19 protein-coding genes and 1 riboswitch are annotated in these 24,207 nt (G+C 42.4%); of the genes, 8 read left to right on the forward strand and 11 right to left on the reverse strand.

Annotated elements, in window-relative coordinates:
- Positions 1-233 precede the first annotated feature (233 nt).
- From pstA to pstS, 3 genes are all read right to left on the reverse strand, one after another.
- On the reverse strand, positions 234-1,148 hold the full coding sequence (gene pstA / locus AAEY75_RS04845; RefSeq protein WP_197215534.1) for a phosphate ABC transporter permease PstA: 915 nt from the start codon (positions 1,146-1,148) through the stop codon (positions 234-236).
- Positions 1,149-1,247: 99 nt separating this feature from the next.
- Positions 1,248-2,201 carry a phosphate ABC transporter permease subunit PstC gene (gene pstC / locus AAEY75_RS04850; RefSeq protein WP_197215532.1) on the reverse strand — a complete coding sequence of 318 codons (954 nt, stop codon included), beginning with the start codon at positions 2,199-2,201 and terminating at the stop codon, positions 1,248-1,250.
- A 174-nt stretch (positions 2,202-2,375) separates the two neighbouring features.
- Positions 2,376-3,533 (reverse strand): phosphate ABC transporter substrate-binding protein PstS, encoded by a 1,158-nt coding sequence (gene pstS / locus AAEY75_RS04855; protein ID WP_197215530.1) that lies wholly within the window; start codon positions 3,531-3,533, stop codon positions 2,376-2,378.
- A gap of 331 nt (positions 3,534-3,864) precedes the next feature.
- Positions 3,865-4,009, forward strand: a riboswitch (TPP riboswitch).
- Between the two features lie 252 nt (positions 4,010-4,261).
- Between pstS and thiC the strand changes: the two genes are divergently transcribed.
- Positions 4,262-6,217, forward strand: a complete 1,956-nt coding sequence (thiC, locus tag AAEY75_RS04860; protein WP_227681253.1) for a phosphomethylpyrimidine synthase ThiC — start codon at positions 4,262-4,264, stop codon at positions 6,215-6,217.
- 214 nt (positions 6,218-6,431) lie between these two features.
- Here thiC and AAEY75_RS04865 read toward each other — a convergent pair whose 3' ends face one another.
- From AAEY75_RS04865 to AAEY75_RS04880, 4 genes are all read right to left on the reverse strand, one after another.
- Positions 6,432-7,199: a hypothetical protein gene (locus tag AAEY75_RS04865; RefSeq protein ID WP_352258783.1), complete on the reverse strand. Its 768-nt coding sequence runs from the start codon at positions 7,197-7,199 to the stop codon at positions 6,432-6,434.
- An 11-nt stretch (positions 7,200-7,210) separates the two neighbouring features.
- A complete protein-coding gene (locus AAEY75_RS04870; RefSeq protein WP_197215526.1) occupies positions 7,211-7,504 on the reverse strand; it encodes a hypothetical protein in 294 nt (97 codons plus the stop codon).
- Between the two features lie 123 nt (positions 7,505-7,627).
- The gene (locus AAEY75_RS04875) at positions 7,628-8,518 is read right to left on the reverse strand and encodes a fructose bisphosphate aldolase (RefSeq protein WP_352258785.1); all 891 of its coding nucleotides are present in this window, start codon (positions 8,516-8,518) and stop codon (positions 7,628-7,630) included.
- A 182-nt stretch (positions 8,519-8,700) separates the two neighbouring features.
- Complete coding sequence (locus tag AAEY75_RS04880; RefSeq protein ID WP_197099601.1) at positions 8,701-9,549, reverse strand: EamA/RhaT family transporter; 849 nt, start codon at positions 9,547-9,549, stop codon at positions 8,701-8,703.
- 521 nt (positions 9,550-10,070) lie between these two features.
- Here AAEY75_RS04880 and AAEY75_RS04885 point away from each other — a divergent pair.
- From AAEY75_RS04885 to AAEY75_RS04895, 3 genes are all read left to right on the forward strand, one after another.
- Positions 10,071-11,978, forward strand: coding sequence for an ABC transporter ATP-binding protein (locus AAEY75_RS04885; protein ID WP_352258787.1), 1,908 nt, complete (start codon positions 10,071-10,073; stop codon positions 11,976-11,978).
- Between the two features lie 90 nt (positions 11,979-12,068).
- Entirely contained in the window at positions 12,069-12,959 is an 891-nt protein-coding gene (locus AAEY75_RS04890; RefSeq protein ID WP_197215520.1) for an alpha/beta fold hydrolase, read from the forward strand.
- An 8-nt stretch (positions 12,960-12,967) separates the two neighbouring features.
- Positions 12,968-13,585, forward strand: a complete 618-nt coding sequence (locus AAEY75_RS04895; RefSeq protein ID WP_197215518.1) for an alpha-ketoglutarate-dependent dioxygenase AlkB family protein — start codon at positions 12,968-12,970, stop codon at positions 13,583-13,585.
- Positions 13,586-13,609: 24 nt separating this feature from the next.
- On the opposite strand, the gene AAEY75_RS04900 is transcribed toward AAEY75_RS04895, so the two are convergent.
- From AAEY75_RS04900 to AAEY75_RS04910, 3 genes are all read right to left on the reverse strand, one after another.
- Positions 13,610-14,605 carry an NADP-dependent oxidoreductase gene (locus AAEY75_RS04900; protein WP_197215516.1) on the reverse strand — a complete coding sequence of 332 codons (996 nt, stop codon included), beginning with the start codon at positions 14,603-14,605 and terminating at the stop codon, positions 13,610-13,612.
- 123 nt (positions 14,606-14,728) lie between these two features.
- Entirely contained in the window at positions 14,729-15,487 is a 759-nt protein-coding gene (locus tag AAEY75_RS04905) for an endonuclease/exonuclease/phosphatase family protein (RefSeq protein WP_197099595.1), read from the reverse strand.
- Positions 15,488-15,695: 208 nt separating this feature from the next.
- The gene (locus AAEY75_RS04910) at positions 15,696-16,808 is read right to left on the reverse strand and encodes an AOC03_06830 family ribosome hibernation factor (protein ID WP_197099593.1); all 1,113 of its coding nucleotides are present in this window, start codon (positions 16,806-16,808) and stop codon (positions 15,696-15,698) included.
- A gap of 816 nt (positions 16,809-17,624) precedes the next feature.
- Here AAEY75_RS04910 and AAEY75_RS04915 point away from each other — a divergent pair.
- The 4 genes from AAEY75_RS04915 (at position 17,625) to AAEY75_RS04930 (ending at position 21,255) form a co-directional block, all read left to right on the forward strand.
- Positions 17,625-19,784 (forward strand): M3 family metallopeptidase, encoded by a 2,160-nt coding sequence (locus tag AAEY75_RS04915; protein WP_352258791.1) that lies wholly within the window; start codon positions 17,625-17,627, stop codon positions 19,782-19,784.
- Positions 19,785-20,042: a YheV family putative metal-binding protein gene (locus tag AAEY75_RS04920; protein ID WP_110922062.1), complete on the forward strand. Its 258-nt coding sequence runs from the start codon at positions 19,785-19,787 to the stop codon at positions 20,040-20,042. It abuts the gene before it with no gap.
- A gap of 120 nt (positions 20,043-20,162) precedes the next feature.
- Positions 20,163-20,663, forward strand: coding sequence for a hypothetical protein (locus tag AAEY75_RS04925; RefSeq protein ID WP_352258795.1), 501 nt, complete (start codon positions 20,163-20,165; stop codon positions 20,661-20,663).
- A 28-nt stretch (positions 20,664-20,691) separates the two neighbouring features.
- Positions 20,692-21,255, forward strand: a complete 564-nt coding sequence (locus AAEY75_RS04930) for a hypothetical protein (RefSeq protein ID WP_352258797.1) — start codon at positions 20,692-20,694, stop codon at positions 21,253-21,255.
- 231 nt (positions 21,256-21,486) lie between these two features.
- Here AAEY75_RS04930 and pnp read toward each other — a convergent pair whose 3' ends face one another.
- The gene (pnp, locus tag AAEY75_RS04935; protein ID WP_197215508.1) at positions 21,487-23,589 is read right to left on the reverse strand and encodes a polyribonucleotide nucleotidyltransferase; all 2,103 of its coding nucleotides are present in this window, start codon (positions 23,587-23,589) and stop codon (positions 21,487-21,489) included.
- Positions 23,590-24,207: the final 618 nt, after the last annotated feature.

Here is a 24,207-nt window from a genome sequence, read left to right on the forward strand (position 1 = left end):
ATGAAGTGTTTGTTTGGTTAGGCTGGCAATATCGGGTTGCTGCATTTGTGTACTCGTAGACATGGATCGATTCAATAAATTGCCAGTTGTCGTATTGAATGTATCAACCGTGCTTTTGGTGCGTGTTTTGCTTGCGACATCATTCATAATATTATCCAACCTAGCTTAATTGATTTCGTATAAGTGTGAGTAAATGCTTGGTATCTTCGTGCTGTGTCATCTGACATCAGGCTTTATTTGACCTGACCTCTACTACCAATGAATCTCGCCAAAATATTGAGTACCAAGACAGAAGTAGTAATAAGGAGCGCCGCTGCCCACGCTAAAGTGTGCCAATTATCATAAGGACTCATCGCAAACTGGTAGATCGTATTTGGTAAGTTGGCAAGGGGTTGACCCATATCAGTGCTGAAATACTGGTTATTCAGCGCGGTAAATAGCAATGGTGCTGTCTCACCGGTGATTCTCGCAAAGGCCAATAACACCCCAGTCGTAAGTCCTGCTCTAGCAGCTTTGATCGTTACTTGAGTAACCATCTTCCACTTAGGTGTACCCAATGCATAGGCTGCTTCGCGAATGCTATTAGGAACCAGATTCAGCATATTCTCAGTGGTACGCACGACCACAGGAATGACGATGAGCGCCAATGCCAATGCGCCCGCCCAACCAGAGAAACTTTGACCTTTTACCATAAGCGCATAAATAAACAGACCGATGACAATAGATGGTGCCGATAACAAAATATCATTTAAGAATCGCGTGACTTTACCAAGCATGCTACCTTGAGAAAACTCAGATAAATAAATACCTGTCATCAGTCCGATAGGTGCCCCGATAAACAATCCTGAAAACGCTAACATGACTGAACCGACAATCGCGTTGCGTAACCCGCCAGCACTCATCGGTGGCGGTGTATCAGCAGTAAAGATAGGCAGTTGCACCATGCCCTGAAAGCCTTCCACTAAAAGCGTAAGCAAAATCCAAAACAGCCAAAATAAACCGAAAACCATCGCCGCCATAGCAAACCCTAGACCCACTTTATTGGCCCAGCGGCGCTTATTATATAAGCTTCTGTTATAACGCCCTTCAAAACCTGTGTTCAGCGGTGACGGTGCATTGATTGCGTTGGTAGCATTGTTAGAAGGCATAAAATGTGTTTCCCGTATTTTTATCAATACCAATAACCATCGACACTTAACTGATTGATTCACTCGAACTGACTCAATCAAACTAAGGCAATCTAGCAACTAGCGATTACCTGCTTTTTTATCCATACTCATGAGCATCAGCTTAGCGAGCGATAGCACGATGAAGGTAATGACAAACAAGATTAAGCCCAGATGTAGTAAGGAAGCCAAATGTAGCTCACTCGACGCTTCTGCAAATTCATTCGCCAAGGCTGACGTAATCGTCACGCCTGACGTAAAGAGACTTGGACTGATGTTGAAGGCGTTACCAATCAAGAAAGTGACTGCCATCGTCTCGCCCAATGCACGACCCAATCCCAAAATGACGCCACCTACCACACCTGCTTTGGTATAAGGCAGGATAATCTTGAACATGACTTCCCAAGTGGTCGCACCCATTCCATAAGCCGACTCTTTCAACAGGTCTGGTACAACCGAAAAAACATCACGCATGGTGGCTGCGATAAACGGAATAATCATGATGGCAAGTACAAGGGATGCTGTGAACATACCTAGTCCCATTGGCGCACCTGCAAATAGTTTACCGATGATAGGCAGTGGGCCAATGTGCTCAATGAACCATGGCTGAATGTGATCACCAAAGAAAGGCGCAAAGACAAACAATCCCCACATACCGTAAATGATAGAAGGGATACCAGCCAATAGCTCAATAGCGATACCAAGGGGCTTTTTTAAGAACTTTGGGCACATCTCAGTTAAAAATATGGCAATACCAAAGCTGACTGGAACCGCAATTAAGATAGCAATAAACGATGTCACTAACGTGCCGTAAATAGGCGCTAATGCACCATACTCATTGGCAACTGTATCCCAGTTATTACTGGTATAAAAACCCAAACCAAATGCTTGAATGCTCGGCCATGCGCCGACTATCAATGAGATTAAAATACCACCTAAAGACATTAGAACAAGAATGGCAAAAGCTTTGGTTGCATTAACAAACAAAAAATCGTAACGTTTTTGTTTAGCCAATTGGGACCTTAAATCATTCATAAGTGTCTCAGCATTGAATAGGGTTGAGTCAAAATATTAGAAATCTTTATTGGGTTTTATCACAGCAAGCTTAGGCTCAAACTTACTGTGATAAAACCTCTCAAATAACTACCGGAGAATAATTACTCGAGAGGGTAACTCGTAACGTGCTAAAGCCGATTTAGCAGATACCAGTTACTGAGCTGGCTTGTAGACTGGTTGTCCATCGCTACCTTTTACGTCATTCCATTTGGCTTTGAATAAGGCAACAGCCGTATCAGAGAATGGAACGTAATCTAGTGCCATGGCATCATCGTCACCTTGGGTATAAGCCCAATCAAAGAAGTTCAGTACGCCAGCCACTTGCTGAGGATTCTCTGGTTGTTTATGTACTAAAATAAAGGTCGCAGCAGCGATAGGCCATGCTTGCTCAGTCTCAGAGTTGGTAATAACTTTATAAAAGCCTTCTTGCTGTGACCAGTCGATATCACCAGCCGCTGCAAAGGTTTCTGCAGAAGGTTGTACGAAGTTACCTGCGGCATTTTTCAGCGCTGTGTGTGACATTTTATTTTGCTTAGCGTAGGCATACTCAACGTAGCCGATAGAGTTTTTCATACGGTTTACGTAGCTTGATACGCCTTCGTTACCTTTACCGCCCGCACCGGTAGCAGAGGTTGGCCATTTCACAGTCTTATCAACGCCGACGCTGTCTTTCCAGTCCGTTGACACTTTTGCTAAATAATCAGTGAAGTTAAAGGTTGTACCTGAACCGTCTGAGCGGAATACGGTAGTAATAGCAGCATCAGGCAAGGTCAAATCTGGGTTCATTGCTTTGATAGCCGGATCATTCCAGTTGCTAATTTTGCCCAAATAGATGTCTGCTAACGTTGTACCGTCTAACTGTAATTGACCAGGCTCAACACCATCGATGTTTACGATAGGTACAACACCACCGATAACGGTTGGAAACTGAATCAAGCCTGCTTCGTCTAACTCTTCAGGCGTCATCGGTGCATCAGAAGCGCCGAAATCGACAGTTTTTGATTGAATTTGTTTGATACCACCAGATGAGCCAATTGATTGATAATTGACTTGACCACCAGTCGCACCATTGTAGTCATAAGACCATTTGGCATAGATAGGCTGCGGGAACGATGCGCCTGCACCCGTGATGTTCATTGCGATATTCTCAGCAGATTTAAAACCTGCTGTAGAAGAAGATGCTGTCTGAGTGGTTGCCTCAGTGCTGACAGCGCTACTATCAGCAGCTGACTCTGTCGTTTCAGTCGATTTATTACATGCCGTAAGCACTAATGTACAACTAACGGCCACTGCTAATAACGAATAACGCATGTAAGACTCCTAAAGTTTAACAACGATACAAAAAAGCATTGTTTGTGACATGCGTGCTATCTTGACAAGTTTTTATGACAGTTTAATGACAACCTTATGAATCTTTCATTTGCTGTAATAAATGTGCAATTTGAAAAGTCTTAGAAGAATAAAGATGCGCCTACTTATTACAGCGCATTTATTAAGTAATAATTAAAGAGCGCTTATCGAAGGGAGTTCATATTCTGTGCTTATCACAGATTTGAAATCTGCTATGTAGATGAAACACCTATGGCCAAATACCATTAGCCCTCATAGCAGAATTTTGTTAGTATGAAGGTGATTCACAACACTGACAGACTCGGGGTGCGGTGTATTATTGGCTCGCTTTACTAAACTTGCTTTATTAAAGTCATCGCCTTGATACATTCGCTGAGAGATCACCCGCCGAACCTGATGCGGTTAGTACCGACGCAGGGAAGTCTTAAGCACTTTGTTATTTATAGCAAGGGACGTGCAGAAATGCCTTTTCATCTTCATTACTATCTTAGTGTGTGTGATGTACTACTAAATAGTGAAGAATGATACAAAGCTGCGTCCAACGTTTGATGAGTATCACTCACGACTATATCACTCAGTTTTAGTCGCGAATGATGCTCATGAACTGAATTTGCCAAAATTACAAATGCTACCCCCGCAGCTACTGGCGGTGTTGATTTTATTCAAAAACCAACACGCTAGGACAGCATATGACGACTTCTAATGTACAAGCAGCAAAGACCCATATCCCAGCTGACAATACTCTTCTGACTTCAGAGCCAGCTCAAACGACCAACAGTAAAGCCGATAAAAAAGCAGACGCGCTAAAAACGCCTGCTCATCGCACAGCAAGTGATGCTCGCTTCGAAGAAGATGCCCGCGATTTGCACCGGATACTTCCCGCCTCTCGTAAAGTTTATATCGAAGGCTCACGCCCTGATATTCAAGTGCCCATGCGCGAAATCACCCTTGACCCTACTCCTATACAGGGCGTTTCTGAAGGTGAGTGGGAGCAGAACCCACCATTTTATGTCTATGACACATCAGGTGTTTATACCGATCCCAATGTCGAGATTGATTTGACAAAAGGCTTGCCGAAACTACGTGAAGGCTGGATTGCTGAGCGTGGGGATACCGAACAATTAAGCGGATTGTCTAGTTCATACGGACTGGCACGCGCCCGCGATATCAGTACTGCCAACCTTAGATTTGCTCATATTGATAAACCTCGCCGTGCCAAAGAGGTCGATGGCAAAGCTGGCAACGTCACGCAAATGTACTACGCACGTCGCGGTATTATCACCCCAGAGATGGAGTACATCGCCATTCGCGAAACACAAAAACAGCATGAGCTGACCGATATGCGTCAGCACGATGGTGAGAACTTTGGTGCTAACACGCCGACGGTTATCACCCCTGAATTTGTGCGTAGCGAAGTAGCGGCAGGTCGCGCGATTATTCCAAACAACATCAACCATCCAGAATCTGAACCGATGATTATCGGACGCAATTTTTTGGTGAAAATCAACGCCAATATCGGTAATTCAGCACTAGGTTCTTCTATCGATGAAGAAGTGTCTAAAATGACATGGGCCACGCGTTGGGGTGCGGATAACATCATGGATTTATCTACTGGCAACCATATTCACGAAACCCGTGAATGGTTGATTCGTAACTCGCCAGTACCGATTGGCACCGTACCAATTTATCAAGCATTAGAAAAAGTCGACGGCGTGGCAGAAGACCTGACGTGGGAAATCTTCCGTGATACGTTGATCGAGCAAGCTGAGCAAGGGGTGGATTACTTCACCATTCATGCAGGTGTGCTGTTAGATTATGTGCCAATGACTGCCGGACGTCTAACAGGCATTGTATCGCGCGGCGGCTCTATCATGGCGCAGTGGTGCATGGTGCATCAACAAGAAAGCTTCTTGTACACGCACTTTGAAGACATCTGCGAGATTATGAAAGCCTATGATGTGGCCTTTAGTTTGGGTGATGGTCTGCGCCCAGGTTGCTTGCAAGATGCCAATGACGAAGCGCAATTTAGCGAACTCAGAACCTTGGGTGAGCTGACCAAAGTGGCATGGGAGCATGATGTGCAGGTGATGGTTGAAGGACCTGGGCATGTGGCAATGAACCGTATTAAAGAAAATATGGATTTGCAACTTGAGCTGTGTGCTGACGCGCCATTTTATACTTTGGGGCCATTAACGACAGATATCGCGCCGGGCTATGACCATATCACCAGTGCTATAGGGGCTGCGATGATTGGCTGGTTTGGTACAGCCATGCTCTGCTATGTCACACCAAAAGAGCATTTGGGTCTACCCAATAAAAAGGATGTTAAAGACGGCATCATTACTTACAAAATCGCGGCTCACGCTGCTGATCTTGCTAAAGGTCATCCAGGTGCGCAATCTCGTGATAATGCATTATCTAAAGCCCGTTTTGAATTCCGCTGGGACGATCAATTTAATCTAGCGCTTGACCCAGATACGGCACGTGAGTTCCATGACGAAACGTTGCCAAAAGACGCTCACAAAGTTGCCCACTTTTGCTCGATGTGTGGCCCTAAGTTTTGCTCGATGAAAATCACTCAAAACGTACGGGATTATGCGGCGGGGCTGAATAAAGATGCCACTAATCAAAAAGTCACGTCTTAAACGGGTAACTTTACGGATGCTCTTCATCTGATTTAAGACGTGGATACTGAGCTGGTTCATCAAGTTGGTGAAGCCAGTGCTGAGGAAATTCGTCAAGGCATGGCGGAGATGACCGAAAAGTATAATAGTGAAGGACGTCAGTTGTATAAAGAGGTGTAGCGCTTTACTTACTAGAAACTGATTAACTTAAAAAGCTTGAATCCAACCACTGGGTTCAAGCTTTTTTTATATTCTTCCTTTTAATCTCTATAAATGCCACAAAGCTAATCACCAGATAGATAGGTGTCAACACCATATAACCTAATGGCAGGACCCAAATAGAGAATAAAGCTCGACTTTCTCCCGTTGCACCTTTACCAATGACTATGTCCGTTACCAGTAGAAAGATATAGTAGGCTATCAAACTAAGAAAAGGGACTAGGAATCCGCCGGTCAGTATAACGACCCAACGATTCTCAGGCTGAGTTTCTTCACGTCGACTCATCATGAGTAAATGTAATATACCTAGCGCAAACAACGCAATGAAAGCTATAAATGGCGAGGCTGCCGTTAAAACCTTAGCCAATGGACTCAGTGGTTTCTGAATAATAAAATCAGTCTCTTTCGCAAGATTATCGTTGAAATATAATGGTTGATTCACCGATAATGCCGCTTCTTCATTATCGATATTGACAGTGACATGGTCAGTATCACCATCAAAATTTAGAGTGACCGTTGAACCTTGAAATAGCTGGCTCTGTGTATCACTCTGCTGCATAGGCTTTAAGCTATATGAATAGGTATGTCTTGCCGTCCAATCACTACCATAATAGTGTGGATGGGCATCATAAGTAGCTATGACAGTGTGCAACCCTTGTGATAAATCTACGTTGATATATTTAGACTCTGCTCTAAACGTTTGACCGTCTGTATCTGTAGGCGAGTAATAAAAGTCAGCCGTATCAAGCACCGTATCATCTTCGGCAAGTACCTCAACAGGCACTGATTGACCATCTATAGAGATTTCGAAATCACCACTTTGCTCAAACTATCCAAACCATCGAACACCTCAAACACTAATGGGAATTGCAGACCTTCACGATTGTTATATAGCTCATAGGTTACCGTATAACTATCATTATTAGTATCTTCTATAACGTCGATGTCGACCGACTCTGATATGACATCAATACTCTTATTGAAATAAGCAGCACTTGCCCAAGTTCCTGAATAGGTGACTGGTTCCATAGCTTGGCTAGAAACAGTCCAACTTAGTAACAACAACCCTATGATAGTAAGTCGAAACACAATATCTCCAAGCTTTATTAAAAATAAACACAAGTTTACTATTCATTGATAATAAAAACTATAAAAAAATCCCAGTAAACATGACATTTACTGGGATTACAAATTCGCTTTCAATCTTTAACTTTAACCCTTCGACGCCTCATAAATCTCTTCGATTGACGCATCAATGACACTGGTAAATGCTTCATCACTCTGTTGCTTACTCAAACCTTCAGTAAAGGCACGTGAAAAGCTCGCAATCATACCTGGGTTTTGCTTAAGCTTATTACAAGCATCGGTACGGCTATAACCACCCGACAATGCCACGACTTTCAATACTTTTGGATGATCAATCAGTTCTTGATAAAAACCAGATTCCTCTGGTAATGTCAGTTTGAGCATGACTTTCTGCTCATCGTTCAAACGCTCCAGATTATGCAAAATACTAGTCTTCAATATAACTTCGCACTCATGCTTTTTGCTACTATTGATATCTACTTCAGGCTCAACAATGGGCATCAAACCTTTTGAGATGATCTGCTTTGCGACATCAAATTGCTGCTGCACGACTAGCTCGATACCATCGACATTTGGCTCATAGATTACTGAGCGCATTTTAGTACCAAAGACGGGATAATTTTTTGCTTTGTCTAATAATAGGTCTAAGTTCGGCATTGGCTTCATAACTTGCACACCATTCATTTGCTCAGCCAACCCTTTATCCACTTTTAAAAATGGCACGATATTCTTATCTTCCCATAGATAGTTAGCCGTTGATTTGCCATTGACCTCACGCTCCATGGTATCTTCAAATAAAATCGCGCCAAGGACACGCTCGTTATCAAAAGCGGTGCAAGTCATCATACGGGCACGCATCTCATGGACTAAGTCGAACATAGCTTCGTCATTGTCATAATCATCACTTGTGACACCATAGTTTTCTAGCGCCTTTGGTGTGCTACCGCCACTTTGGTCAAGTGCTGCGATGAAACCTGAACTGGTTTTTACGCACTGTAATTGTTTTTCGTATTCCATTAAGAGTGCATCCTATTTTTATTGATTGAGGTCAAGTGTCACAAAACCAACTGCTTTTTGTCAACTTATATCAGCCTTGCTGTTTGTAGACAACCTTAACATAGGACGCTCTTTACGCCTATATCTGATCGGTTAACGCTTTCATAAAGTCGTCATCACACTCACGTCTTTAGAATAACTTTTTATGCTAAAAACAGTAGCGCCACACAACAAATCGCTAATAATAAACCTAATACATTAATACGATTAAGATGCTCTTTAAAAACCCCAACACCAATCAAAGTGGCGACTGCGATAACGCCAACATTCATACCAGTAAAGACGATACTGGGAGAGTCATGCATTACTTGATGGGCCCGTACATAGGCATAGATATTACCCATATTAAGCGTACCTAATAACAGTCCTGCCGCAAGCGCATTTCCTTGCCAGCGCACGCGAGTAACCAGTAAATAAATCAGCAGTAATAAACCTGCTAACCCAAAACTGACAAATAGCGTGAGTGGAAAAGCAGTGCCTTGTTTGGCAACCTGCTTGAATAAGATATCAATGATGCCATAGCCCGCCCATACGCCAAACAACCAAAGTGGAGTACGTTTAGCGTGCTGACTAATCTCAGCATGCTGTGGACGATAGACCAAAGCTGCTAATGCCAGAAATCCTAACGCCAATCCCAATATATGCGTACCCGTGATCAGCTCACCAAACAATAAGAAAGAGGCCACGATAGGAATAATTAATGATAGACGCTGTGCTGCATCGGTCGCGACCATACCCACTGCTTCGATTGTCCGACCAAGGATAATGAACACAGCAGGTAGCATTATACCGAGAGCGCCAATCACACCCCATGCGCTACCAAGGGTACTCATCCCGCTTATATCTGGTTTTAGCAAAAGCCAAGTTAATAAACAAGCCACTGGATAACCAGCAACGATGGTCTGACGTATATCTATGTTTTTTTGCCGTAAAATCTTTAATAACACTGAAACAGCGACGCTACAAAACACCGCTATCGTTAAATACACCATGAGTTTTTACCTTGTTAAACGACTATTTTTGCGTGATGACTTTTCAAAAAATCAGAAAGTTCAAAAAAATAGCAAATTCAAAAACCAGAAAGTTTGCATATGAAATTTGAGCTGCCGAAAAGAGTAGAATAATAACATGTAACAAAATATTTTTGCGTAGCTATCAATTGAATTGAGGACAAGACCTAATAACTAGGGCGTGTCCTCATTTTAAAAATGGGGATGAAAATGAGATAAATCGCAGTCAAACAAGGAAAATAGCGCAGATAATATCGAGATATTAGTCAGCTATTTGACGCTGTTTGGCAAGATTTAGCCATTTTTAACCCATTTAGATGACTATCGATTGAATTGAGGACACGCCCTAATTGACCTATACCGTTCAAATTACAATTAGCATGCAGGTCTAATTGTGAAGTTTGCTAAAATAGCGAGCAATCCTAATAACTAAAGTAACGATTCAAAACAACGAGTGATACCGTTGATTTTGGCGTACTGCTATTGATGTTTTATGACTACCTATGAATACTCTATTTCGCTTTTTTGAAACTCGCCTGCCTGCCTTCCCTGATTCCCCTATGCCGCTACCCTCACCTCGTGATGGCATGCTTAAATTTCTGTGGGTGTGTACCAAAGGTCTACGCGGTTGGCTACTGCTATTTATGCTGTTGTCAGCAGGTATTGGTATCTATGAAGCGATGCTGTTTGCTTGGATTGGTAATATCGTCGACTGGCTTGGCGTATATACACCGCAGAATTTATGGTTAGAAAAAGGCGATATGCTGCTGATGATGCTAGCAGTCATGATAGTCAGCCCATTATGGATTGCCTTATCATCGTTCATTCATTTTCAGACCTTGCAAGGCGTGTTCCCAATGCAAATGCGCTGGCGTTTTCATCAGCGTATGCTTGGGCAGTCAATGCAGTTTTATCAGGATGAATTTTCAGGGCGTGTCTCAGCTAAAGTAATGCAAACGGCACTAGCCGTGCGTGATACCGTGATGACCGTTACCGACATGTTTATGTATGTCTCTGTCTACTTTATTACCTCGGGTATTATTTTATTCAACTTAGACAGCTTACTATTAATTCCATTTATCATCTGGTTCGTCTTGGTTGCCCTGAGCATTTGGTACTTTATTCCTAAATTAAAACACACTGCCATTGTTCAGGCAGATGCCCGTGCATTGATGGTTGGACGGATCACTGATGCTTATGCCAATATCATGACCGTCAAGCTATTTAGTCATTCACGCCGGGAGCTAGGTTATGCTAAGAATGCCATGGGGCAGTTTCTAGGCACTGTCCATGCACAGATGCGCTGGGTCAGCTATCTAGAAGTCTCGACTCATCTTATCAGTGTTATTTTGGTCAGTAGTACTGCTGGTATTGGTCTATATCTATGGCAGCAAGGAGACGTCGGTGTGGGCGCATTTGCTGCTGCAACGGCGATGGCACTACGTTTGAATGGTCTGACACGTTGGATTATGTGGCAAACTGCCAGTTTATTTGAAAGTATCGGTACGGTACAAGATGGCATGCGCACATTATCAGCCCCACAAACCATTGTCGATCAGCCAAGCGCGCCCGCCCTAGATGTATCTAAAGGTCGTATCGTGTTCGATGACGTAGATTTTAGCTATGAAAGTAATAACAGTGCCGATAATATCGAAAGCCAAAATATAGACGAAGCAAAGTTACCAGCAACCTCTACTATCAAACTTCTCGATAACTTTTATTTGGACATCGCGCCAGGTGAAAAGATAGGTTTGGTTGGCCGCTCTGGTGCAGGTAAATCAACGTTGGTAAATTTACTATTACGCTTTTTTGATGTTGATAGCGGTAAAATCCTGATCGATGGTCAGGCGATTGATGCGGTTACTCAAGAGTCTCTACGCCAACAAATCGGCATGGTCACCCAAGACACCTCTTTATTACATCGTACCGTACGCGAAAACATCGCTTACGGCCGTCCTGATGCAACCGATGAAGAAATCATTACGGCTACCAAGCAAGCCCAAGCTTGGGACTTCATCAAAGACTTATATGATGATAAAGGCAATGTTGGTCTTGATACCCAAGTCGGTGAACGTGGTGTCAAACTCTCTGGCGGACAACGTCAACGTATTGCCATCTCACGTGTTATGCTAAAAAACGCGCCGATTTTACTATTGGACGAAGCAACCAGTGCACTTGACTCTGAGATTGAATTTGCCATTACCGAAAGCCTGAATGACATTATGACTGGCAAAACAGTCATTGCCATTGCTCATCGTCTCTCTACCATTGCCGCACTTGATCGACTGGTCGTCATGGATAAAGGTCGAATTATCGAGCAAGGCAGTCATGATGAGCTATTGGCTCTACACGGTGTCTATGCACGGTTATGGCATCGTCAAAGTGGTGGCTTCTTAGGTGAAGACAGCTAGGGCGTGTCTTCAATTCACTCGATAGTCATCTCAATAGGCTAAAAGTGGTTAATTCTCATTAAAAATCAGACACAAGGAGGTGTTTACCTTATGAAAGCATTTGCAAAAAGTATTAATATTAGTGGAAAACAAGCGCGCTACTATAATCTTAGTCGGCTTGCTCCGTCGGTACCATCAAACACTGCCTCACGTGTACCGGCACACTTTTATGGTGGCAATAGCTTCACTGTTGGCACCTATCTACCACTACTAGGTGCTTTGGCAACTAACTTTGACATCAAATCCCTAGCCTTACGCGGCTACTGGTACGACAAACCGCAACGTCGTCGTCTAACGCGCGAACAAGATGCCGAGATACTTATTGAATTCCTAGAAAGAACACAAGACAAGCCTGTCGTTGGTATTGGCCATTCGCAAGGAGCAACTTCCACTGCAATCGCGGCGGCCAAACGCCCGGAACTGTTTTCACAGCTATATTTAATAGAGCCTGTGACGTTTACTAAAAGACAAGCCAGACTATATAACCTATTGCCACGTAAGCTTCTGCTGAACCGTGAGCCTTTTAAGAGCACGCTAGTCAAACAATCTATCTGGTCAAATATCGATGATTATTATGAGAGTTTACGCGAGCAACGTGCCTATCGACGTATCAGTGATGCACACTTACGGATATTCGCTGAGCAAAGCTTAATCAAAAATCCTGATGGCAGCTATACCTTGATATTCGCGCCCGAGCAAGAGCTCGCCAATTATTTTGGCGCCCCTCATATTGATAGCGCACTCAAGCAGCTTAAATGTCCTTATACGTTGATTACTGGCAAGCCCACTTTGTTTATCAATGACAAAGTGCGTAAGCAGTGGCGCAAATTCGTACCGGACAACCGTATAATATCCCTATCAGAATATGGTCATCTGTTGCCGATGGAAGCACCTGAATTATGTGCTCAAATCATCAATGAGAACTATCAAAGTAGCAAGTAAGCGTATTTATGACTGACCTCTTCTCCCCTGCACCGACTGACAATCTATTGCCTTATAATGGTAATGTGAACGACTTCGGTGTTGTTGTTGAGAACTGCGACACTTTGTATGATCGCTTATTAAATGAGTTACCTTGGCAATCTGATATCGTGACATTGTTTGGACAGACTCATATCACCACACGTCAAATCGTTTGGATGGGTGAAAGCAATACTACTTACCACTACTCTGGACAATCACGCTATGCCACTCCATGGACAGACTCTGTGTTTCACGTGAAACAATACATCGAGCAACAGCTATCAAGTATTGGCATCGATACTACTTTTAATTCTTGTTTACTCAATTATTATCCGTCTGGTACTGATGGTATGGGCTATCATGCAGATGATGAAAAGGAATTGGGTGCTCAGCCAATTATTGCTTCACTCTCTCTTGGTGCCACACGCAAATTTATCTTAAAGCATAAAAAAACCCAAGATAAAGTCGAGCTTCATCTTGAGTCAGGTCAGTTAATCGTCATGCATGGTGATACGCAAAAATTTTGGAAACACACCATTACAAAAACCAAAACCGTTGCAGCGGGACGTATCAGCCTAACGTTTCGACAAATACTCTCTCATTAGATTAAATATAGTCTAGAGCGTGTCTTAGCTTACTTTCAAAACAATCTTGCCGAAAGCATCGCCTTTTTGTAGCTCATGGTGAGCCGCAACCACGTCAGACAATGGATAAGTTTGCTGAATACGTAACGTCAACGCACCATCTGCAACAAGCTGTAAAACTCGAGCCATGTCCTCACCACTACGCTGCGACTTATAACCTGCCACATTTAAGTTCTTTTGGCTGCCTGCTTCTTTAAGCTTATCAACCCAAATCGTTGGTAATACATAGACATCACCTTCAGACTTCATGACATCAAGCGCTCGCATACCTGCTTCATTACCGACTAAATCTAGTAGCACATCCGCTTGCAGCTCAGGGAATGCCTCATCCTCAGTATAATCAATCCAGCCAGTCAGCTTAGATACATCTATCAATTCATCAAGCTGGGCGTATTTTTCTGGTGAGCAAATTACCGTCACCTTGATATTATCTTGCGCCACTTTATTCATTAGTAATTGAATCAATAAATGTCCGACGCCGCCTGCTGGAGCATTGATCACCACATGCTCACCGTCTTTAATATCTGCAAACTCTACAAACTGTATCGCCGTCTGTCCGATACAAGGCAATGCACCTGCTTGCTCCAATGTCACTGATTCTGGCACTTTTGCCAGTAGCTGGGCATCGACTGCGACATACTCAGCATAACCACCACCATTGAAAGTCAGCGCAGCAACTTGATCGCCAATACTGAAATGCTCGCTATTACTATCGACCACCACACCTGATACATCGAAACCTAAAATAGCTGACTCATTATTATCGAATTTTTCTTTTTGGATAGCGGCAGCACCCCAACCTTTTCCTTGACGTGTTTTATAATCGACAGGGTTGATACCAGCATAAGCGACTTTGACTAATACTTGGTTATTTTCTAATACAGGCACAGCGACATTGTCTTGGTAAATCATCACTTCAGGTGTACCGAACTCATTGATGAGTACAGCATGTTGGGTCGTTAGTAGTTGGCTATTAGACATCGTTATATATCCTTATATATTATCGGGCGTTTTTTGCACCCACTATTTTGATTGGTATTGTTTTAATAAAACGTTAATTTCAAAACATACTGACGACTACTTTATAACGGATTTAGATGTATTTTACAACAGCGACAACTCTGCACTGATTGGCAGATGATCCGACAGCGTCGACCAAGGCTTACCAGTGTGTACCCACGCATCCTTTATCTTTAGATTTCGCACATAAATGCGATCTAGACTGAGTACAGGTAACTTGGCTGGGAATGTTGGCAACAGCTTACCATGGCAGTGTTTAAAGGCTTCCGTCATCCCTAGACTAGTGGCCAGCTTATCGCAGGACATTTTTTTCCAATCATTAAAATCACCTGCCAAAATCAGGGGCTGATCATCAGAAATTTCATGACATATATAGTTAGTAATGGCTTCGTATTGCTTGATACGATCACGCTCAAACAAGTTCAAATGCGCGCACAGCACCACAACCGGTCTCTCCCAACCTATCGGCTGTACTTCACAATGCAACACGCCGCGCTGCTCTAGCTTATTGACGGTAATATTAACATTGTGTTTTGGATCTAAAGGAAAACGGCTCAATACGGCATTGCCATGATGACCATTCTCGTACTCTGAGTTTTTGCCATAGCTATTCTGTAGCTGTAAATACTCACCGAACCACTCATGCTGTGATTGATCAGGATATTCATTGTATTGCAGGTTTCGCTTCAGGTTTTGACCTTGCACTTCTTGCAGACATAGTATGTCGGAACCAACGATATCAAGTGCTTGGGCAATACCTTGCATTTTGACTTGTCGATTTAATGGCGACATACCTTTATGAATGTTATAGCTGGTTAGAACAAAAGAGGTCGTAGTTTTCATTTTATTAGTCATAGACTTAGTATTTATAAAGTAAGGATTGATAGTGCTTCTTCAAAATTTATCGCAAAAATATTTAGTAATGTGGGGTCAAACACACATCAACATAAAAAAGCATTGATTCGTATAGAACCAATGCTTCCATGTTATACCTATCCGCCATCAATGGCTAATTCATACATAACTCTCATTGATGGAGTGTCTTAGCAAATCAGTAACGGGTTACCAAAGCAATCGGTTGATCTGCACCCATGATTTCTTCTGGTAAGAATACCGCTTTACCACCATTGTGAATGACATGCTCAATGATTTCGCCTACTGCATCATCAGTGACACCTTCGGTGGTAGCATCATCTACGATACTCAATGTTTGCGCTTGCTCATCAATTTTAGCAGACTGGATATATCGGCGGCGCACGTAAAGTGTCTCACCCACCCCTTGGAACGCGCTACGATAGATTTCTTGTAGGTCAGTTTGTAACATATTGGCACCGCGAGCTTTATCAATCTCACCCATGGCTGCTTGATGTAGCGACGTACGATAGCCTTCTACTGCTTCTTGTACACTGTCGATGATATGCTGGGCATGGCCATCTTCTAAGTTGGTTGCATTTGATACTGTGGCAATGATGTTATCTGGACGGTCGCATACTTCTTTATAATAGCCGATATTTTTGGCATCGCCCACGACCACGAGCGGCATTTTATGCTCGCCCCATAGCTCTTGCACACTCTTATCTACTTGGTTAAAGAACTCTTTTAAATAGCTGCTCTCATTGTTCGACGAGCGATCTGTGCCGCCATCTCCTGTTGTATACAGGCCATTATTTTCGATTGGGAACGGGATATTATCCATATTGTTTTGCACATCGTCGTCTTTACCTAACTCTCTAATGACTCGATCATTAGATGCTTCGATTAAACGTGCACCATCACGGGTTAGCACTACCGTATAATAATGAACCGCACTTGCCATATCACGCACCAAATCTCGAGTCGCAAAACGATGTGAAATCATAACGCGCTCAGTGGTATCGATCGGCATACGAATCACTTGCACATCTTCAGTACTGGCAAAAATAGCTAAAGTATCGAGATTTAAGTTATGATTTAGCTCTTTGGTTTTGGCATGAATATTATCTAGAATCGTGGTCGCTATACGCTTGTCGTATTCATTGGTTAAGCGTTCTTCGACTACTTTTAATTGGTTTTTTAGGGCGATTGGATCTTGATCATTGGCAGGATGCTCACGATGAGTCTTGACAAAAATACTGACCGCAGGATTAGCATTGGTCTCGCGTAAGCTTTTGAGAGTTGCTTTCATATATTGCTCCTTGTTTTATTATCATTTACTCTTAACGTTGTAGATTTTCTAGGTGTCAGTTATTAATAACTAACCACTTATGCAATGTACGCTTTTAAAACTGATAAAAAATCGAGGCCTTATAAATGCCTGCTTTCATGTGTCAGGAAATTTAATCATATCCTCTTTGATTAGGGCGTGTCCTCAATTCAATCGATAGTTATTTAAATGGGTTAAAAATGGCTAAATCTTGCCAAATGGCGTCAAATAGCTGGTCAATATCTCGATATTATCTGCGCCATTTTCCTTGTTTGACGGCAATTTATCTCATTTTTATCACCATTTTTAAAATGAAGACACGCCCTAATGTTCTATTACTTTTCTTTCGAGGCCGTACATACTTTCATATCAGTCTATGTAGTCGATATTTAATACATAGAATCTTAATACCTTACATAGAACCTTAATACCTTGGGTATCAACGCATTAACGATTATTTTTTTGTGCTATTACTTTGATGCTAACAGTAAGGTCACCCTATCTATACGACTAATTTGCAATCAAATGATGGTTCTTTGTAAATAGAAAGATTTCTATCACCATAGACATTGAGGCTTTTTGTTCCATATCCTCTGTATATCAACGACGACATTCCTTTACCCTCTATATTATGAGTACTCAGGTTGTATTTCTATCAATCGAACCCATCTTTTATATAACCTACCTATAAAACTGTAAGATACTAAAAAGCCAACGCACTGCATTTTTGGTTAATTAATATTTTTATCACATCACACTTAATTAATAATAATTCATTCACTAATATCGGATACCTTTATGACATCTATTTCTTCAGACTTACGGCTTGTCGATTTTGCTACTGCTACGCCGAGTATGTTACAAAGCCAAGTTATCGATGCTATCGATAATGCCAATGCATTTTTAGATGCGATGACAGATACCATAGATAATAGTACTTCCGCCCTAGAGGATGTGATGACTTTTGATCATATCAATCTCGCGCTAGATCGCAGTTGGGGTATCCTATCGCATCTTAACAGTGTGATGAGTAATGATGAAATTCGTCATGTACATCATGAACTACTGCCTAAACTATCAGCTTATGGCACTCGTGTAGGACAACATCAGCCACTATTTAATCGTTATCAAACGATCGTGAATGACACAGTATTTTTTGCGACGCTTGAGCCTGCGAGATCACGTGCCATTGAGCTTGCTCTAAGAAGCTTTGAGTTATCAGGAGTTGCACTACCTAAAGCTGAACAAGAAAAGTTTGCGGCCATTCAAAGCAAACTATCCACCTTATCGGCAACCTTCTCTGACCATGTTTTAGATGCCACACAAGCATTTGCACTGCCTTTACAAAAAGAACAGTTAGCAGGTTTGACCGAAAGTGGTTTGGCATTATTGGCAGATGCAGGTGAGCAATACAAAGCCCGTCAGCTTGCCAGCGATGTGCTCACGCAAGCTGATATTGAGACGCTACCAACGCCTTATTATGTGGCAAGTTTAAACATTCCTGTCTATCTCGCTATCATGACCCATGCTGATAATCGCGATTTGCGTGAGACTATGTACCGTGCTTACGTTACCCGTGCATCTGAATTTGATAAGCATACCAATGCTAAAGGTGAGTCGCTAAACAATGCTGATATCATGAGTCAAATTCTAAGCTTGCGTGAGCAAAAAGCAAAACTACTAGGTTTCGATAATTATGCAGAAGTCTCACTATCGACCAAAATGGCTGACAACGTAGCGGAAGTTGAAGCCTTCTTACGTGACCTAGCAGAGCAAGCAACGCCTACTGCTAAGCAGGACTTAGCACAACTACAGAAATACGCGAAGAACCATAGTATCGATGACCTGCAATCATGGGACAGCGCCTATATCGCTGAAAAAGTAAAGCAAAGCGAATTTAGCTTGTCACAAGAGGAAATACGACCTTACTTCCCATTACCAAAAGTGATTGATGGTTTATTTGCCATTGTTGAGCGCTTGTACGGCATAAAAGTTCAAGAGAAAAGTGAATCTGTGTCACGCTGGCATGAAGATGTGCGTTTTTATCAGTTGTTTGATGCTGACGACCATTTACTTGGCGGCTTCTACTTCGATTTATTTGCACGCAGTGGTAAGCGAGGCGGTGCTTGGATGAGTGGTTTCCAGTCGCGTTATACTTATGATGAGCAAGATCACCAACAGCTGCCTGTTTGCTTTATGGTCGGCAATTTCACGCCTGCACTTGCGGGCAAGCCAAGCTTATTGACTCATGACGAAGTATTGACATTATTCCATGAGTTCGGTCACGGCTTACATCATCTACTAACCCAAGTGACTGTCGGTGATGTCGCTGGTGTCAATGGCGTCGAGTGGGATGCAGTTGAACTACCAAGCCAGTTTATGGAAAACTGGGCATGGGATGCGGAAGGTATCGCACTGATTAGCAGTCATGTTGAGACCGGAGAGCCGTTGCCTAAAGACAAACTCGATGCACTATTGGCTGTCAAAAACTTCCAAAGCGGCATGCAAACACTGCGTCAAATCGAATTCGCCCTGTTTGATTTATTGATTCATGGGCATTCGCCAGCACTTGATTATGATGGTGTTTTAGCAACGCTAAACAAAGTACGTAGCGATATCTCTATCATGCAAACGCCTGATTATAACCGCTTTGCTAACGGATTCAGCCATATCTTCGCAGGTGGTTATGCGGCTGGCTATTACTCTTATAAATGGGCTGAGCTGTTATCTGCAGATGCCTTTAGTAAGTTTGAGGAAGACGGTATTTTTAACTCAGCCACAGGTAAATCTTTCCGCGAGTCTATCCTGTCCGTTGGTGGCAGTTTTCCAGCCAAAACCAATTTTGAGAACTTCCGTGGTCGTAGTGCCAGCATCGATGCTTTATTACGTCATAGTGGTTTTGATAGCTCTAAAAATATCAACGCTGCCAATGCTCAAACGACTCACGAGGCGATTTAAATGCGTTACCAATCATCAAGCCCTAAACGTCGGTTTTTAGCAGGCGTTCGCTGTCCAAAATGCCAAGCGATAGACGCGGTAGTACAGGTGAATATCGTGACTCCAGCACCTGATGAATACATCGAGTGTACTTTGTGTGGGCACGCAGAGCATCGCCCTGACCCTGATGCGATCAGTGCCAAAAACCATCTCGAGGATCAACTGGCTCGTGATGCAATGGTCACGGGTACAAGTGGTACAGTGAAGTTCAAATCCTAATTATCTGATATTACGCGTCAAGTCCTAATCGCTACTGGCCTATCTATCAATAGATAGGCTTTTTATTTTGAGTTTGCTATAGTATGGCTATCTATATTTCTAACATAAATCGACTACAATATGAAAAGCCAAAATATGCGTCCTTTATCAACTAAACTATCAGAAGAAAATTCTACTAAATCTTGGAAAAAATGGTTGCTAGCATTGATATTAGCAACGCTATTTATTGGTTACTTGATTTGGAAAAGTGCTTTGTCTGATACAAGCACATCTCTACCAGTCACAAAACAAATTGAAGCGACAGAGTCTATTTCTACGCCACTTAATAGTGTGACGAGCGATTTGGAAGATACAAATGTACCTGTATCTTCAAATAATCAATCGCTTGATCCTGATGCTATTTTGAGCGCGCCTTTACCAGAAACTGACAGTTTGGCCAAAGAAGAGAGCGATCGTCTCAATGACGAAACCAACCGCTTAGTTGAGCAAGAGAAGTTACTGGCTGAACAACTTGCTATGAATAAGCAGTTGGCTGACATGAAAGCAGAGCAAATTACATTGGTTGAGCAACAGATAGCTCAACTAGAAGCGAGTGGTACTGTTAAGACTGAGGTCAAATAAATTTATATTTATTATAAAGGGGCTGGCAATGGCGACTCTACAATTAACCCAGGCCCCTATTCTCACGAGTAGCGCACAACTACTTATTCTGCCAGTTAATACGGCAGGTATTCTTCTAGATCCTGTACTCACAAAATCTAAAACTTTATTTCCTGATAATTATCAACGTTACTATCGCGCGTGCCGTGATGGTAGTTTAAATGTGGGTAGTTGTATGCTCCATAAGCGTGCACTTGAGCAAGCTGGACTGGGCATAAGCAGTAATGGCAATCAACCAAGCTATATCGCCAACCTTGTTATATCAGATCATCCTTATCACCCGGTACGCATGCGTTGGTTGACAGAAGCAGTAACAGACTGTCAACAGCAGCTCATACCTTTGATACGCTATCAAGGTATCCGTAGAATTGCCCTACTTGCACGTCCGCTTATACATAATAGTGTACGGAATAACGACCCTGAAACACGAAGTTCAGGGCAATCACTTCCTTTAGATTGGGATGCTGATATTTTGCCGTTACTGATTGAGAAATTACAAGATCTGCCTAAGTTACGTATCGACGTACATGTGCCTAAAAATATTGAATTTTAAAATGGAATAAGCCGAAATGGTTAAGACAAGATAGCACCAAAAAGCACCATTATTAGCAGTGGTGAGCCTCAGTGAGTGAAAAGCTCATCCTTGCTCGTTCAACGTTATAACCTCGTCCAATATTATATAATCTAAGAATAATATCCATAAAAAAACCGCCTTGAATACTCATGAAGAGTAGCTCAAAGCGGTTTTTTTTGTACTAAATTAAACCAAACCAATTGTTAAAAATTAGTTCTGCTCAATACCTTTCATAGTCAGCTTAATGCGACCACGGTTATCAACGTCTTGAACGAAGACCTTAACGATCTGACCTTCTTTCAAGTAATCTGATACATTTTCTACGCGCTCTTCTGCGATTTGTGAGATATGTACTAGACCATCAGTGTTTGGCAATACGTTAACGAATGCACCGAAGTCAACAATACGAGCAACTGTACCTTCATAAGTTTTACCGACTTCAACTTCAGCAGTCAATGCTTCGATTTTACCAATAGCGGCTTTAGTCGCTGCTTTGTTTTCACCAAAGATACGAATCGTGCCACCATCATCGATATCGATAACGGCGCCAGTTTCTTCAGTTAGCTGACGAATCATCGCGCCGCCTTTACCGATTACGTCACGGATTTTGTCCGGATTGATTTCGATAACCGCATAGTTAGGTGCATGAGCGTTGATTTCAGTACGGCTCTCTGGCAATACTTTATTCATCGCATCTAGGATATGGATACGACCAGCATGGGCTTGCTTAAGCGCTTGCTCCATGATATCAGGTGTAATACCTTCGATTTTGATATCCATCTGCAGCGCAGTAATACCATCTTTAGAACCAGCAACTTTAAAGTCCATATCGCCAAGATGATCTTCATCACCTAAGATGTCTGATAGTACAGCGAAACGCTCGCCTTCTTTGACCAGACCCATCGCAATACCAGCAACTGGTGCTTTTAATGGTACGCCTGCATCCATCAATGCCAAACTTGCACCACAAACAGATGCCATAGAAGATGAACCGTTTGATTCAGTAATCTCTGATACCACACGGATGACATATGGGAAGCGTTCGCTATCTGGAAGCATTGCTTGTACACCGCGACGTGCTAAACGGCCATGACCGATTTCACGACGTTTTGGAATACCTTCACGACCCGTTTCACCTACTGAGAAATGCGGGAAGTTGTAATGCAGCATGAAATGGTCACGGATAGTGCCACCTAGCGAGTCAATCATGTTGACGTCACGACTGTTACCCAATGTGGTCGTAACCAATGCTTGCGTCTCACCACGAGTGAATAGTGCTGAACCATGCGTGAATGGCAGTACACCAACTTGTACGTCAAGCGCGCGAACGGTCTCAAGATCACGACCATCAATACGTGGTTTACCTGACAAAATATTGTCACGAACCGTGCGATACTTAAGGTCGTTATAGATTTCTTTAAGCTCAGTTACTGTATCAGCATAACTTTCTGACTCAGCATCACCAGCAAGCGAATCAATAATTGACTGCTTGATTTCGTCAAGCTTAGCGTAACGTTCTTGCTTGTCTGTGGTAGTGTAAGCATCTGCAACTTGCTCACCGAACTGCTCTTTCATGCTGCTTGTAAGCGCTTGATCGCGTTCAGGAGCACTATACTGTTGCTTAGCAGTACCGATCTCTTCTGCCATTGACGCAATGTTGTCAATAACGATTTGCTGTTGTTGATGACCGTATAATACTGCGCCTAGCATCTGATCTTCTGAAAGCTCTGCGGCTTCAGACTCAACCATCAATACTGCAGACTTAGTACCAGCCACAACCAAATCAAGATCGCTCTCTTTGAGCTGCTCAATGGTTGGGTTCAGTACGTATTCACCGTTGATAAAACCAACACGTGCTGCTGCAACTGGACCATTGAATGGCGCATCAGAAATAGCCAATGCCGCTGAAGCACCGATTAGTGCAGCGATATCAGCTGATTGAGTTTTATCTGATGAAACGACTGTCGCTGTGATCTGAATTTCGTTAACATAGCCTTCAGGAAATAGCGGACGAATCGGACGATCGATTAAGCGCGAAGTTAAAGTCTCAAACTCGCTCGCACGGCCTTCACGTTTGCCATAAGCACCCGGAATTTTACCCGCTGCATACATTTTTTCTTGGTAGTTTACCGTTAGCGGAAAGAAGTTTTGACCTGCTTTGGCTTCTGATTTTACGACTGCTGCGACTAGTACAGTAACGCCGCCCATGTGAACTAAAATAGAGTTTGCCTGACGTGCTACGCGACCAGTTTCGATAACAACTTGCTGGTTACCGTATTGGAATTCACGCTTAATAGTGTTAAACATTGTCATATAATATTCCTAATGTTGACTGACAAAAATAATATCAGCGCTATAAAAATCTGATATCTGTCATTAAAATTCTTTGTATATAGCCGTTTATTGACAAGGCTCCTGTTGTAGGATGATGTCAATTAGGGTCAATATCGCTACCTATTTATCTCATATATATGTCTATGATAGACATCGTACGCTTACGTATATTTGGTCGTTCAAATTTGGTTGTACTATAAATACTATCAAAGGCCTTCATACAAAAGGCATCAGTGATCAAAACTACCATACATGATATTTTCTGTGTTCTTTAAGTATTTATATTTATAGTGGCTAGACTACAGCCAATCACTCTGTAAATAATCGCTATATAACTAGCAGCCATATGATAAAACTTCCTAGGCATTATTTTACAGTGATTTATAGTCATTGACCAATGAATTGCAAAACGGCACGTATCCTGCCAGTTCGCACTTCAGTTGTGATTAAACCATCAATGTTATCGCTAATCAGCTATTTATTACTTACTCTCAGATGGCTATATCAGTTAAGACAACAACTCTTAATAGCCCATACTGATAAGCATAAAAAAACGGCGTGAAACTATTCCACACCGTTTTTAGAAAAATCTATTTT

Source organism: Psychrobacter sp. TB55-MNA-CIBAN-0194, assembly GCF_040309505.1.
Taxonomy (GTDB): domain Bacteria; phylum Pseudomonadota; class Gammaproteobacteria; order Pseudomonadales; family Moraxellaceae; genus Psychrobacter; species Psychrobacter fozii.